This window comes from Pseudomonas trutticola BRTCR10 (assembly GCF_056155105.1).
In genome coordinates this window covers 1,207,889-1,220,764 of the sequence record NZ_CM149552.1, presented here as the reverse complement: position 1 = coordinate 1,220,764, position 12,876 = coordinate 1,207,889, and the positions used below count along the sequence as shown (strand labels likewise).

The window sequence follows — 12,876 nt, the reverse complement described above, 5'->3', positions numbered from 1 at the left end:
CACGCCCATGACCGCCCCCCGCACACCCAAACCTGCGCGCAAGAAACCTGACTCCGCGACCCCGGCCAAAGCCGTTGAACCGCGTGAAAAGGCCAGCCTGCACCCGCGCAATCGCCATCAGGGTCGTTACGACTTCCCGGCGCTGATCAAGACCACGCCAGAACTGGCGAAATTCGTGATCATCAATCCGTATGGCAAGGAAAGCATCGACTTCGCCAGTCCGGACGCGGTACGGGTGTTCAACCGGGCGCTGCTCAAGTCGTTCTATGGCATTCAGCATTGGGACATCCCGGCCGATTACCTCTGCCCGCCAGTGCCGGGCCGTGCCGATTACGTGCACTTCCTCGCCGACCTGCTGGCCAGCATGAACGACGGCAAGGTCCCGCGCGGCGCGATCGTCAACGTGCTGGACATCGGCATGGGCGCCAACTGCGTTTATCCGCTGATCGGTAACAGCGAATACCGCTGGCACTTCCTTGGCTCGGAAATCGACCCGACAGCCGTTGCCGCTGCAACGGCCATCGTCCAGTCCAACGACCTGAACAAGGTCATCAAGCTGCGCCAACAGGAGAACCGCAAGCACATCCTGATTGGTCTGCTGGAACCGGGCGAGCGTTTTGACCTGACCATGTGCAACCCGCCGTTCCACGCTTCGATGGACGAGGCGACCAAGGGCAGCGAGCGTAAATGGCGCGCACTGGGCAAGGCTGACCCGAAACGCAAACTGCCGGTACTGAACTTTGGTGGGCAGTCGGCCGAGTTGTGGTGTGAAGGGGGCGAAGCGCGTTTCGTGACGCAACTGATCGCCGAGAGCGCGAACTTCCAGCACAAAGTGCTGTGGTTCAGCACCTTGGTGTCGAAAGCCTCGAACCTGCCAGCCATCGAAACGGCGCTGAAAAAGGCCGGTGTACTGGAAAGTCAGGTTGTTGAGATGTCTCAAGGACAGAAGCAGAGCCGCTTCGTCGCCTGGACCTTCCAGACCAAGTCCGAACAGCAGATCTGGCGTCGCGAGCGCTGGACCCGCTAACGCAGCGCAGCCCCCTGTAGGAGCGAGCCTGCTCGCAATAGCGATATATCAGTCGACATTCAAGGTGACTGACCCACCGCTTTCGCGAGCAGGCTCGCTCCTACAAAGGTTGAGCGTGCATCGCCAAATCGCAGACACAAAAAAACCGTGCCCGGATCGCTCCGGAGCACGGTTTTTTTATCGCTGCGTCTTACTTGTTCACAGCGTCGGTCAGGCCTTTGGCCACAACCAGCTTGATCACTTTCTTTGCAGGGATTTCGATGGCAGCGCCAGTCGAAGGGTTACGGCCAGTGCGGGCAGGACGCTCGGTCACTTTCAGCTTGCCGATACCTGGCAAGGTGATTTCGCCGCCGTTTTCCAGCTGATCGGCAACGATTTGGCCCAGTTGGTCCAGAGCGTTACGCGCGGTGGTTTTCGGCGCGTCGATAGCTTCAGCGATGTCGGCGATCAGTTGGTCTTTAGTAAGAGCCATGTAGTGTTCCTTCCCTATCAAATTCATATGGATTGCAGAGTGCAGTGTCAGCCATCGAGCCCGATCTTCTGGATCTGGCACCCTCGGCGATAACCACGACGAGTCGGGTTATAGATACCGAAATCAGGGTTTGGTTCGACCTGACAAATGCTGATTGCACGCTTAACGCAGTGACTTCGCGTAAGACCGGGCAAAACTAGCACAGAGACGGGGAAATATCCGCCTCTAGCTACCCATTTGGTCAGGTTTATTGCTCTAAATCGGTAAAAAACTGCATAAGGGCCGCTACCCGCCCCGGATTTGCCCTTCACCCCGCGCCAAAACCAGTGGTTGCGGTACACTGGGCGCTTTTTCGGGGGAGCCTGCCCTCCTCCCTTCCAACAGCCGAGAAGCCCATGCCGATCCGTCATTGCATCGTCCACCTGATCGACAAAAAACCCGACGGCACGCCCGCAGTTCTGCACGCCCGTGACACGGAACTGGCCGAGTCTGCAGCCATCGAGAACATGCTCGCCGACCTCAACGAGAGCTATAACGCCAAACAGGGCAAAGCCTGGGGCCTGTTCCATCCGGAATCCGGTGCGTTCCCGTTCAGCGGCTGGCTGAAGGAGTACATGGAGGGCGGCCGCGACTTCACCGCGTTCAGCAAAGTCGCCGTCGAGCACCTGCAGAAGCTGATGGAAGAATCGAACCTGTCGGTCGGTGGCCACGTGCTGTTCGCCCACTACCAGCAAGGCATGACCGATTACCTGGCGATCGCCCTGCTGCACCACAGCGAAGGTGTGGCGGTGACCGACGAGCTGGACGTGACCCCGTCGCGCCACCTCGACCTCGGTCAGTTGCACTTGGCGGCGCGGATCAATGTTTCCGAGTGGCAGAACAACAAGCAGTCCAAGCAATACATTTCGTTTATCAAGGGCAAGAACGGTAAAAAGGTTTCGGAATACTTCCGCGATTTCATCGGCTGCCAGGAAGGTGTCGACGGCCCGGGCGAGACCCGTACCCTGCTCAAGGCTTTCAGCGACTTCGTCGAAAGCGAAGACCTGCCGGAAGACTCCGCCCGCGAGAAAACCAAGACTCTGGTGGATTACGCCAGCAGCCAGGCCAAGCTCGGCGAGCCGATGGGACTGGAAGAGCTGTCGGAGCTGATCGACGAAGAGCGCCCGAAAGCTTTTTACGATCACATCCGCAACAAGGACTACGGCCTGTCGCCAGAGATCCCGGCGGATAAGCGCACGCTTAACCAGTTCCGTCGCTTCACCGGCCGCGCCGAAGGCCTGTCGATCAGCTTTGAAGCGCACCTGCTGGGCTCGAAGATCGAATACGACGAAGAGGCTGGCACCCTGGTGATCAAAGGCCTGCCGACTTCGCTCACCGATCAGCTGAAGCGCCGCAACTGATGCTGGGCAATGTGCTGAAGAAGGTCGCGCTGGTTCTGCTGGTGGTCGTGGTTTATCAGAACTGGGGCAAGATCGAGCGGGTGTTTAATCCGTCGCAGATGGTCGCGGAGCAGACGCGGGCTCAAGCCAATGTTGTGCTCTATGCCACCGACTGGTGTGGCTACTGCAAGCAGACCAAGCGCTTTCTCGACAGCAAGGGGATTCCTTTCAAGAAGTTCGATATCGAGAAGGATGCTGAAGCGCGCAAGGCGTATGAGGCACTGGGCGGACGCGGGATTCCGCTCATCGACGTGAACGGCACGTTGATTCGCGGGTTTGACCCGGACGAAATCCTCGCCGCCCTGAAATAACGCACTCCCCTGTGGCGAGGGGATTTATCCCCGATAGGCAGCAAAGCGGCCCCAGCTTTTCAGCCGCAATGCGCATTGACAGGATTAGCGCCTGCTGCGCAGCCGATCGGGGATAAATCCCCTCGCCACGATTGCTCCTCTCACCACCAGGTCAGATTCGACTTGCTGATCAGCGTGCTTCGATACGGAAGCCGAAGCGCGGGAAGTGCACATGCACCACACCGCCACGCTCGTCTTCACGGCGCAGGATCAGCTCTTCACGGCCGGCAAACAGCAACTCACCCACCACCGGATCAACCCCATAATCCGTCGCGGCAATCGCCACTTGCTGCCCAGCCTTGAAGCCGTTCGGATCGACGAACTGCTCATCCGGCAACGCCGCCGGTGTCGCATTACGCGCAACCTCCAACGCCTCTTCCGAGGTCATCTCGCTCGCCGCACCGTGGCCAAAACCCAGCACACGACCCAACCAGGCCGAAACAGCCGGATACTCATCCACCAGCGGCGCGGTCACGTGAGTCGCTTTGAGGAACCACAATGGATGCGCCAGCGCGAAGTCAGCAATCGACGGCTCACCAAACAGGAAGTCGCCCTGCTCACGCTGCAACTGCTGCTCCAGGCGCGCCATGATCGTTGGCCATTGATGCTTGGCCTGTTCAGCCGACAGCCGGGTGGCACTGCCGCCACTGAACAGACCGGCACGGTCGGCAATGAACGCCTTGATCGCTTCCGGCGGCAGCTTGCCGAAACGGACCGCCACCGACTCCGGTTGAAACACCAGGCTGACCGCATGCTGGAACACCACCGAATCGGCCCACGCCGCGAAACTGGCGCTGGTCATTTCCTGACCTTCGGGGAAGAACGCCGGCAGGGCTTTTTCCTGCTCCAGACGACGGGCGATCAACGATGTGTCGCAGTAGATGTCGGCACCGATCTGCAGCACCGGGGTCTTGCGATAACCGCCGGTCAGGGCCGTCAGATCCGGCTTCGGCATCACCGGCGAGATATGCACCGAACGCCAGGACAAGCCTTTGAAACCCAACAGCAGGCGGGCCTTTTCGGCAAATGGGGAGGTCGGGTAATGGTGGAGAATCAACTCGGACATGCTCGGCTCCGCCGCTCAGATAGTGAGTCGGCAGCTTAGCGTGCATTTACTTAGCAGCCTACAGATCTGGCTGATGGGAACCAATCAGTCAGATTGATAAGACGCGACCAGACATTCCTTGGCGCTCTTGCGCAGTTTTTTGATCAGCCGTTCCTGGCGCAGCGCGTCGCTCTTGTCTCGGCACAGCTCGGTGTAGACCAGCGCCATGGCCGGGCTGGAGAGGAAGAACCGTGCACCTTTGCCGCTCTGATGCTTGGCGAAACGACGCACCGGGTCGTCACTGATCCCGCAGTACAACGAGCCGTTGGCCGCACGAACGAGGTAGACGAACCAGGACTTGCTCACCGGATCGGCAACATCGACAGATTTTTCGCTAAGGCTGGTCACTTCGGGATCAAGGCGTGTAGGAAACAGGCCGCGATCTTATCAGCGACCGGCCTGAAATGCCTTCAGTCCCTTCAGTGCCTGGGCACGGACGGCGTTGCGCACCAGTGGCGTCCAGCCCAGCAGCAGGCCTTTGAAACCCAGGGCCTGACGCGACCAGCGCCACAGATCGAAGTGGTCATGGTGTTCGCAGATCTTGCCGTCACGGAAGACGAAGCGCGCCTGGATATCGTTGATCACGACGTTGCCGGTCTGACTGAACAGATAAGTTGCCACCCAATGGGCGCCGCCGCTGCGCTCGTCGGCGCGGACGTTGTCAAAGGTCAGCGAGAAGTCTTTTGCCCGAGTGGTGAGCATGCGCCACATGTCGCCGGCATCGCGCCCGCGCAACTGGCCGAAGGCCGGATCGCTGAAGACCACGTCATCGGTGTAGCACGCGGCCATGCCTTCGGCATCGAGGCGCTGGAAGGCCTGGTAGAAACGGGTGATCAACGCGGCGTGGGCTTCACTCATGGGCAACCTCCGGAAATGTACAGATGGCCATCACGATAATCTGCAACGTCCCGAAACACTATCGGCATTCGCGCAGCGAATACCGACAACACCCAGAACCACTGTAGGAGTGAGCCTGCTCGCGATAGCGGTGTGTCGGTCAACATTGCGCTGACTGACACACCGCTATCGCGAGCAGGCTCACTCCTACAATTTGAACCGTGTCAGATCTTTTCGCTTTGCACTTGCACGTACAGCGCACGACCGGCGCCGAGGCCGGCAATGATCGCACCGGTACCAATAATGCCGAAGATCCAGCCCACCGCATTCCAGCCGCCAGTCCAGTCATGCACGATGCCGACCGCAAACGGCCCCATCGACGCCAGGGTGTAGCCAAAGCCTTGGGACATGCTCGACAGGTTCGCCGCGACGTGAGAATCCCGCGAGCGCAGCACGATCAGAGTCAGCGCCAGGCTGAACGTACCGCCTTGCCCCAGACCCAACAGAATCGCCCAGCCCCACAAGCCTTCGATCGGTGCATACAGACAGCCGAACAGACCGCCGAGGGTCAGCGCCATCACCACGACAATCGCCAGGCGCTGATCCTTGCCGCGAGTCGCCAGCCACGGTGCCGCCAGCGAACTGGCTAACTGAATAATGACCGAGCCGGACAGCACCAGACCCGCTTGAGTCGGCGTCAGACCACGACCGATGAGGATCGACGGCAACCAGCCAAACACGATGTAGGCCAGCGACGATTGCAGGCCCATGTACAAGGTCACCTGCCAGGCCAGCGGATCACGCAGCAGACCGCGCACGCGATAGGCGACGTTATGTGCACCGTGTTTCTGCCCGACTTGCGGCAGCCAGAACACCGCCGCCACCAGCGCTGGAATCACCCAGAAACCGAGCCCCATGGCCCAGCTGTGATCGAAATGTTCGCTCAGCGGCACGCTCGAACCCGCCGCCATAGCCGCACCCAGACACAAGGCCATGGTGTAGACCCCGGTCATGGTGCCGGCGTGTTTGGCGAAGTCGCGTTTGACGATGCCCGGCAGCAACACGCCGATGATGCCAATGCTCGCGCCGCCCAGCACGCTGCCGGCAAACAGACCGATTTCACCGAAGTTGCTGCGCAGGATAATGCCGCCCGCGAGTGTCAGCAGAATACCCAACACTACGCGCTCGGCACCGAAGCGCCGCGCCAGAATCGGCGCCAGCGGGGCGAACAGCCCCAGGCACAGTACCGGCAGCGTGGTCAGCAAACCGGCCTGAGCGGCGGACAGACCGAGACTTTTCGAGACGTCACTGAGCAGCGGCGCCATGCTCGACAGCGCCGGACGCAGGTTCAGTGCCACCAGAATCAGCCCCAACAGCAGCAACCACGGGCGCCGCACCAACGGATGGCTTTGCTGCACCTCCTCGTCATCGGCCTCGGCATCGATCAGCAGCTCTTCAAGCTTCGGGGTTGTGGATATCTCACTGCGGGACATGGACTTCTCGGTTTCAAGGTTCATTGATCAACTGCCTGGATAAAGCTTTGGCCCGTTCCGGGTCACGTTGTTCGACCGCATCGAGCAACTCGATGTGCAGGTCGAACACTTCCTGACGGCGCGGGACGATGTTCAGGGTTTGGCGCAATTGCGCGCCGACGATGCTGGAGAAATAGCGATAGAGCTCGCTGAGGGTCGGGTTGTGCGCGGCATCGACCAAGCGGCGGTGGAACACCAGATCGCAAGCGATGTAAGTGTCGAGATCGCCGTGATAGTGGCTGCCGCTGGTGCCAAGCGCCTCACGCAATGCGGCGAGGTCCTCATCAGTGCGGCGCAATGCCGCCAGGCCAATGGCCTCGACTTCGAGGATGTGCCGGGTTTCCCGAGCCTGATCCAGCGAACACCTGGACAGCGCCTTGAGCGTGTCCATGGGATCGACGACTGCGCGCAAGTAACTGCCGTCGCCCTGACGGATGTCGATCAATCCGGAAAACGCCAATACGCGCATGGCTTCACGCACGGTGTTACGGCTGATGCCCAGCTCGGCGCACAGCTCGGGCTCGGTCGGCAACCGCTCGCCAACCTGCCAGGCACCGCTGTTGATGCGCTGACGGAGCTGGTCCAAGGCCTGATCGACCAGAGATCGTTTGATGAGTGGAGAAATGTCTGACATAGGATTCGCCCTTTCATCCAATCATAGGATGAATTTTCCGACATGTTAGTCAGACCCACGTAGGACGGCAACCTCCTAGGGTCAATCGGAGACACATGGAGCGGGATTTTCGATTGGTCAAAATTACCCTTTAAGGGTAATTTCAGGGACAGGGTTTTGGCTTCTTATGGAAAAGAACACACCCCATTACGACTTGGCGGTGATCAAGGCTGAGGTGCGGCGGCTTGGAAGAAGGGCTTTCACCAGGAGTTCAGCAGAGTCCGGTGATCTTCTCGGCTTTAGCATCAGAGAGATGCAAGAAATCGTTTTCGAGCTGCAGAACAGGATGTTGTACAAGTCGATGACCAGCTATGACGATCATCGAGTCTGGCAGGACGTTTATCACACCCATTCACAAGATCTGGAGATTTACATCAAGGTGACATACCGCCCTGCCGGCGGCGCACCGGTAATCTCCTTCAAGGAGAAAAACCCATGAAAACCCGGCAATGTTTCAGCTGTGGTGCCCGTGAGGGAATGAGGCATTTCACGGGCCGATGCGAGACCCTGAGTGTCAAAGGCATGGAGCGCCGTGTAAATGATCTTACCGGCTGGGAATGCCAGCAGTGCGACGAAGTCGAGTGGGATGATGATACCGATAGCGCGGAACGTTATACGAAAGCCGGCGATGAGCTGGTTATCGCTGCGAGGCAAATGATTGGCGCCGAGATGAAACGTATTCGACGCAAATTGCACCTGACGCAAAAAGAAACAGTGCAACTGCTCTCCGGTGGCGGACATAACGCGTTCTCTCGCTACGAGCGCGGTGAGTTACTTCCACCCAAGGCGTTGGTACTGCTAATGCGTCTGCTGGATCGTTATCCCTACATGCTCGTCGATGTTCAGACGCTGGCAGAGGGCGCAGACCTGAGAGGTTTCAAGCACACCGTTCACAAAGAACACGAAACCCTGACCGTATCCTGACCCCACAAAAAACCAACCCGGCACAAGGCCGGGTTGGTTTTACGCACAAATCATCAATGCAAAATCTGACTCAAGAACAACTTCGTCCGCTCATTCTGCGGATTATCGAAGAAGTCATTCGGCGCCGCCTGCTCAACGATTTCGCCCTTGTCCATGAAGATCACGCGGTTCGCCACGGTGCGGGCAAAGCCCATTTCGTGAGTCACACAGAGCATGGTCATGCCGTCTTCGGCCAGACCGATCATGGTGTCCAGCACCTCTTTCACCATCTCCGGATCGAGCGCTGAAGTCGGTTCATCGAACAGCATGATTTTCGGTTTCATGCACAGTGCGCGGGCGATCGCCACACGCTGCTGCTGACCGCCGGACAGTTGCCCCGGGAATTTATGCGCCTGCTCCGGAATGCGTACGCGTTCCAGATAATGCATGGCGATTTCCTCGGCCTTGCGCTTGGGCATCTTGCGTACCCACATCGGCGCCAGGGTGCAGTTCTGCAAAATGGTCAGGTGCGGGAACAGGTTGAAGTGCTGGAACACCATGCCGACTTCGCGGCGGATCGCTTCGATCTGCTTGAGGTCGTTGGTCAGTTCCACACCATCGACCACAATGCGGCCCTGCTGGTGTTCCTCCAGACGATTGAGGCAACGAATGGTGGTCGACTTGCCGGAACCAGACGGGCCGCACAGGACGATACGCTCGCCCTGTTTGACGTTGAGGTTGATGTCTTTCAGCACGTGGAACTGGCCGTACCACTTGTTGACGCCCTGCATCTGAATAATGCCTTCAGGGCCCACTGGCTTTTTGCTTGCTTCGCTCATTTACAGAGAACTCCTAACGCTTGTGGCCAGTGTCGAGCTTGCGTTCCAGATGCATGGAATAGCGCGACATACCAAAACAGAAAATCCAGAACACCAGGGCGGCGAACACATAGCCTTCGGTGGCCATGCCCAGCCATTTCGGATCGGCAGCGGCTTGCTTGACGCTGTTGAGCAGGTCAAAGAGGCCGATGATGATCACCAGACTGGTGTCCTTGAACAGCGCAATGAACGTGTTGACGATGCCGGGAATGACCAACTTCAGGGCTTGCGGCAGGATCACCAGGCCCATCGAACGCCAGTAACCGAGGCCCATCGCTGCAGCCGCTTCGTACTGACCCTTGGGTATCGCTTGCAGACCGCCGCGCACCACTTCGGCCACATAGGCCGACTGGAACAGGATCACGCCGATCAGCGCCCGCAGCAGCTTGTCGAAGTTCATGCCTTCGGGCAGGAACAGCGGCAGCATCACCGAGGACATGAACAGCACCGTGATCAACGGCACACCGCGCCAGAACTCAATGAAGGTCACGCAGACCACACGAATCGCCGGCATGTTCGAGCGTCGTCCCAGCGCCAGCACAATCCCCAGCGGCAGGGCGCCGGCGATACCGACAGTGGCGATCACCAGTGTCAGCATCAGGCCGCCCCATTGGCTGGTCGCCACGTTGGTCAGGCCGAAGCCGCCGTGCAGCAGGATGAAAGCAATGATCGGGTACAGCACCAGGAAACTCAGCCCGTATATCGCTTTACGCGGCACACGCGAGATAAACAAAGGCGCCGCGCCGATGACCGCCAGCCACACGGTCAGGTCCACGCGCCAGCGCAGTTCCGGCGGATAGTAGCCGTACATGAACTGGCCGAATCGCTGCTGAATGAATACCCAGCAGGCGCCTTCCTTGGTGCAGTCGGCGCGGGTGGTGCCGACCCAGTTGGCATCGACAATCGCCCAGCTGAGGATCGGTGGCACCACGAGATAGATCAGGTAGAACGCAAACAGGGTCAACAGGGTGTTGAGCCAGCTGGAGAACATGTTCGCGCGCATCCACGCCACCACGCCGATGCTGCTGTTCGGTGGGGGCATGTCGGGTTTGAAAGTATGAGTACTCATGCGCTTTTCCTTACCGCTCGATCAGCGCAATGCGCTTGTTGTACCAGTTCATCAGCAGGGAAATGCTGATACTGATCGCCAGGTACACGCTCATGGTGATCGCAATCACCTCGATCGCCTGACCGGTCTGGTTGAGTACCGTGCCGGCGAACAGCGAGACCATTTCCGGGTAACCGATACCGGCCGCCAGCGAGGAGTTTTTCGCCAGGTTCAGGTATTGGCTGGTCAGCGGCGGAATGATCACGCGCAGGGCTTGCGGGATGATCACCTTGCGCAGGGTCGGGCCGTTGCGCAGACCTAGGGAACGGGCCGCTTCGGTCTGGCCGTGGCTGACCGACTTGATCCCCGAACGGACGATCTCGGCGATAAACGCTGCCGTGTAAACGGTCAGGGCCAGGGTCAACGCAAGCAGTTCCGGGATCAGCACCCAGCCACCGACGAAGTTGAAGCCCTGCAACTTGGGCATTTCCCAGTGCAGCGGAGCGCCGAAGATCAGTGCGCACAAGGTCGGGATCAGCAACATGATCGCCAGCCCCGTCCAGAACTTGTGGAACGGTACGCCGGTTTCTTCAAAGCGCTTGTTGGCCCAACGGCACATCAGCACGGTCGCGATGATCGCCACCACGACGCTACCGAAAAAAGCCCAGAAGCCATCAGCCATCAGCGCCGCCGGCATGTTCAGGCCACGGCTGCTGACGAAGAAGGTGTCGCCGAAGTTATGGCTGTTGCGCGGCCCCGGCATGGTCAGGAACACCGCGAAGTACCAGAACAGGATTTGCAGCAGCGGCGGAATGTTGCGGAAAACTTCCACATACACCGTCGCCAGTTTGCTGATGATCCAGTTCTGCGACAGCCGCGCCACGCCGATGATGAAACCGAGAATCGTCGCCAGAATCACGCCGATCACTGTCACCAACAGGGTGTTGAGCAAACCGATGACAAAGACGCGGGCATAGCTGTCCGCTTCCGTGTAGTCGATCAGGTGTTGAGCGATGCCGAACCCGGCACTGCGCTCCAGAAAGCCGAAACCGGAGGTGATGCCCCGGTGCTGAAGGTTGGTTTGCGTGTTGTCGAACAAGTACCAGCCCAGCGAGACCACCGCCACAACGGTGATGATCTGGAATAGCCACGCACGCACTCGTGGATCGCTGAGGCTGAGCCTCTGCTTTGGTGCGCCGATTGAATTTTGCATGAAGTGCCCCGCAAGAAATGGAACAGAACATCACCCGGCGGTTGGCCCGCCGGGTGATAGAACCATTAGCGCACTGGTGGTGCGTACTGAATGCCGCCGTTGTTCCACAGGGCGTTCAGGCCACGGTCGATTTCCAGCGGAGTGCTCTTGCCGAGGTTTTTCTCGAAGATTTCGCCGTAGTTGCCGACTTGTTTGACGATCTGCACGACCCAGTCCTTCGGCAGTTTCAGGTCCTTGCCGTACTCGCCGTCAGCACCGAGCATACGGGCGACGTCCGGGTTCTTGGTCGACTTGGCTTCAGCTTCGACGTTCTTCGAGGTGATGCCGGCTTCCTCGGTGTTGAGCAGCGCGTAGCCGACCCAACGGACGATGGCCAGCCACTCGTCGTCGCCGTTACGTACGACCGGGCCCAGTGGTTCTTTGGAAATGGTTTCCGGCAGAACCACGTAGTCCTTCGGCGAAGCCAGCTTGCTGCGCTGGGCGAACAGTTGCGATTTGTCGGAGGTCAGCACGTCGCAACGACCGGATTCCAGCGACTTGGCGCTTTCATCGGAGGTGTCGAAAGTGATCGGGGTGTATTTCAGACCGTTGCCGCGGAAGTAATCGGAAACGTTCAGTTCGGTGGTGGTACCGGCCTGGATGCAGATGGTTGCACCGTCCAGCTCTTTGGCGCTCTTCACGCCCAGCTTGTTGTTTACCAGGAAGCCGATGCCGTCATAGTAGGTAATGAAGCCCGGGAATTTCAGGCCCATGCCCGCGTCACGGGAGCTGGTCATGGTGGTGTTGCGCGACAGAATGTCGATCTCGCCGGATTGCAGCGCGGTGAAGCGCTCCTTGGCGTTCAACTGACTGAACTTGACCTTGGTCGCGTCGCCGAATACGGCAGCGGCCACAGCGCGGCAGACGTCAGCGTCGATGCCGAGGATCTTGCCGGTAGCGTCCGGAACCGAGAAGCCCGGCAGACCGTCGCTCACGCCACACTGCACGAAACCTTTCTTCTGTACGGCATCCAGGGTTGCACCCGCCTGAGCGAACCCGCTGACGCCGAGTACTGCTGCCGCAGTCACGACTGCCAGAGTGGATTTCAACATCTTCATTCAAACCTCCAGTTTTGCTCTTGTTGTGTCGGAGCTTGAGTCCAGTCGCACCCTTTTGAGGCGTTGTTGACCCGTGTTGGCTTTTTTTGGGGTCAACCGACGTAAGACCTTCGCTATGAGTCTAGTAGGAGAAAATCCACATCATGGACAACTCACTTCTCACCAATCGGCCGAACGGGCTGTAGCCCTGTCACGTTCGCTAAGCCCGTAGCGGCCATTGGCGAACATCCATCACCGGATTCGTTGCTATCCCGTCGCGAGTCGTACACTGATAGTGTTACCGCCACGCGTAGGACGCTTCG

15 protein-coding genes are annotated in these 12,876 nt (G+C 59.1%); 5 read left to right on the top strand and 10 right to left on the bottom strand.

Annotated elements, in window-relative coordinates; genetic code table 11:
• Positions 1-7: 7 nt before the first annotated feature.
• Positions 8-1,027 (top strand): 23S rRNA (adenine(1618)-N(6))-methyltransferase RlmF, encoded by a 1,020-nt coding sequence (gene rlmF, locus ACVVH8_RS05270; protein ID WP_103305218.1) that lies wholly within the window; start codon positions 8-10, stop codon positions 1,025-1,027.
• A 190-nt stretch (positions 1,028-1,217) separates the two neighbouring features.
• Here rlmF and ACVVH8_RS05265 read toward each other — a convergent pair whose 3' ends face one another.
• Positions 1,218-1,499, bottom strand: a complete 282-nt coding sequence (locus ACVVH8_RS05265) for an HU family DNA-binding protein (protein ID WP_003221909.1) — start codon at positions 1,497-1,499, stop codon at positions 1,218-1,220.
• Positions 1,500-1,894: 395 nt separating this feature from the next.
• On the opposite strand from ACVVH8_RS05265, the gene yejK reads away from it, so the two are divergent.
• Both yejK and ACVVH8_RS05255 read left to right on the top strand, forming a co-directional pair.
• Entirely contained in the window at positions 1,895-2,899 is a 1,005-nt protein-coding gene (yejK, locus tag ACVVH8_RS05260; protein ID WP_103305217.1) for a nucleoid-associated protein YejK, read from the top strand.
• On the top strand, positions 2,899-3,249 hold the full coding sequence (locus tag ACVVH8_RS05255; protein WP_475228867.1) for a glutaredoxin family protein: 351 nt from the start codon (positions 2,899-2,901) through the stop codon (positions 3,247-3,249). Before yejK ends, ACVVH8_RS05255 begins: the two co-directional genes overlap by 1 nt.
• 169 nt (positions 3,250-3,418) lie before the next feature.
• Here ACVVH8_RS05255 and ACVVH8_RS05250 read toward each other — a convergent pair whose 3' ends face one another.
• The 5 genes from ACVVH8_RS05250 to ACVVH8_RS05230 form a co-directional block, all read right to left on the bottom strand.
• A complete protein-coding gene (locus ACVVH8_RS05250) occupies positions 3,419-4,354 on the bottom strand; it encodes a glutathione S-transferase family protein (protein WP_401302318.1) in 936 nt (311 codons plus the stop codon).
• An 84-nt stretch (positions 4,355-4,438) separates the two neighbouring features.
• Positions 4,439-4,741, bottom strand: coding sequence for a GIY-YIG nuclease family protein (locus ACVVH8_RS05245; protein WP_475228864.1), 303 nt, complete (start codon positions 4,739-4,741; stop codon positions 4,439-4,441).
• Positions 4,742-4,780: 39 nt separating this feature from the next.
• Positions 4,781-5,251, bottom strand: coding sequence for a nuclear transport factor 2 family protein (locus tag ACVVH8_RS05240; protein WP_103305215.1), 471 nt, complete (start codon positions 5,249-5,251; stop codon positions 4,781-4,783).
• Between the two features lie 203 nt (positions 5,252-5,454).
• The gene (locus ACVVH8_RS05235) at positions 5,455-6,747 is read right to left on the bottom strand and encodes a CynX/NimT family MFS transporter (RefSeq protein WP_103305214.1); all 1,293 of its coding nucleotides are present in this window, start codon (positions 6,745-6,747) and stop codon (positions 5,455-5,457) included.
• Positions 6,737-7,396 (bottom strand): FadR/GntR family transcriptional regulator, encoded by a 660-nt coding sequence (locus ACVVH8_RS05230; RefSeq protein WP_103305213.1) that lies wholly within the window; start codon positions 7,394-7,396, stop codon positions 6,737-6,739. The genes ACVVH8_RS05235 and ACVVH8_RS05230 overlap by 11 nt, the downstream gene beginning before the upstream one ends.
• Before the next feature lie 166 nt (positions 7,397-7,562).
• On the opposite strand from ACVVH8_RS05230, the gene ACVVH8_RS05225 reads away from it, so the two are divergent.
• Positions 7,563-7,874 (top strand): type II toxin-antitoxin system MqsR family toxin, encoded by a 312-nt coding sequence (locus ACVVH8_RS05225; protein WP_401302313.1) that lies wholly within the window; start codon positions 7,563-7,565, stop codon positions 7,872-7,874.
• Complete coding sequence (locus ACVVH8_RS05220) at positions 7,871-8,359, top strand: type II toxin-antitoxin system MqsA family antitoxin (RefSeq protein ID WP_475228862.1); 489 nt, start codon at positions 7,871-7,873, stop codon at positions 8,357-8,359. The genes ACVVH8_RS05225 and ACVVH8_RS05220 overlap by 4 nt, the downstream gene beginning before the upstream one ends.
• 53 nt (positions 8,360-8,412) lie before the next feature.
• Here the strand turns inward: ACVVH8_RS05220 and ACVVH8_RS05215 are convergent, their stop codons facing one another.
• The 4 genes from ACVVH8_RS05215 to ACVVH8_RS05200 form a co-directional block, all read right to left on the bottom strand.
• Positions 8,413-9,177: an amino acid ABC transporter ATP-binding protein gene (locus ACVVH8_RS05215; protein WP_103305210.1), complete on the bottom strand. Its 765-nt coding sequence runs from the start codon at positions 9,175-9,177 to the stop codon at positions 8,413-8,415.
• A gap of 13 nt (positions 9,178-9,190) precedes the next feature.
• Complete coding sequence (locus tag ACVVH8_RS05210; protein ID WP_103305209.1) at positions 9,191-10,285, bottom strand: amino acid ABC transporter permease; 1,095 nt, start codon at positions 10,283-10,285, stop codon at positions 9,191-9,193.
• A 10-nt stretch (positions 10,286-10,295) separates the two neighbouring features.
• Positions 10,296-11,477: an amino acid ABC transporter permease gene (locus tag ACVVH8_RS05205; RefSeq protein ID WP_315446447.1), complete on the bottom strand. Its 1,182-nt coding sequence runs from the start codon at positions 11,475-11,477 to the stop codon at positions 10,296-10,298.
• A 65-nt stretch (positions 11,478-11,542) separates the two neighbouring features.
• Positions 11,543-12,574: an amino acid ABC transporter substrate-binding protein gene (locus ACVVH8_RS05200; protein ID WP_103305207.1), complete on the bottom strand. Its 1,032-nt coding sequence runs from the start codon at positions 12,572-12,574 to the stop codon at positions 11,543-11,545.
• Positions 12,575-12,876 lie beyond the last annotated feature (302 nt).

Coding starts and splice junctions, on each gene's coding strand:
- rlmF (WP_103305218.1), top strand. CDS start 8: ATGACCGCCCCCCGCACACCCAAACCTGCGCGCAAGAAACCTGACTCC.
- ACVVH8_RS05265 (WP_003221909.1), bottom strand. CDS start 1,499: ATGGCTCTTACTAAAGACCAACTGATCGCCGACATCGCTGAAGCTATC.
- yejK (WP_103305217.1), top strand. CDS start 1,895: ATGCCGATCCGTCATTGCATCGTCCACCTGATCGACAAAAAACCCGAC.
- ACVVH8_RS05255 (WP_475228867.1), top strand. CDS start 2,899: ATGCTGGGCAATGTGCTGAAGAAGGTCGCGCTGGTTCTGCTGGTGGTC.
- ACVVH8_RS05250 (WP_401302318.1), bottom strand. CDS start 4,354: ATGTCCGAGTTGATTCTCCACCATTACCCGACCTCCCCATTTGCCGAA.
- ACVVH8_RS05240 (WP_103305215.1), bottom strand. CDS start 5,251: ATGAGTGAAGCCCACGCCGCGTTGATCACCCGTTTCTACCAGGCCTTC.
- ACVVH8_RS05235 (WP_103305214.1), bottom strand. CDS start 6,747: ATGAACCTTGAAACCGAGAAGTCCATGTCCCGCAGTGAGATATCCACA.
- ACVVH8_RS05230 (WP_103305213.1), bottom strand. CDS start 7,396: ATGTCAGACATTTCTCCACTCATCAAACGATCTCTGGTCGATCAGGCC.
- ACVVH8_RS05225 (WP_401302313.1), top strand. CDS start 7,563: ATGGAAAAGAACACACCCCATTACGACTTGGCGGTGATCAAGGCTGAG.
- ACVVH8_RS05220 (WP_475228862.1), top strand. CDS start 7,871: ATGAAAACCCGGCAATGTTTCAGCTGTGGTGCCCGTGAGGGAATGAGG.
- ACVVH8_RS05215 (WP_103305210.1), bottom strand. CDS start 9,177: ATGAGCGAAGCAAGCAAAAAGCCAGTGGGCCCTGAAGGCATTATTCAG.
- ACVVH8_RS05210 (WP_103305209.1), bottom strand. CDS start 10,285: ATGAGTACTCATACTTTCAAACCCGACATGCCCCCACCGAACAGCAGC.
- ACVVH8_RS05205 (WP_315446447.1), bottom strand. CDS start 11,477: ATGCAAAATTCAATCGGCGCACCAAAGCAGAGGCTCAGCCTCAGCGAT.
- ACVVH8_RS05200 (WP_103305207.1), bottom strand. CDS start 12,574: ATGAAGATGTTGAAATCCACTCTGGCAGTCGTGACTGCGGCAGCAGTA.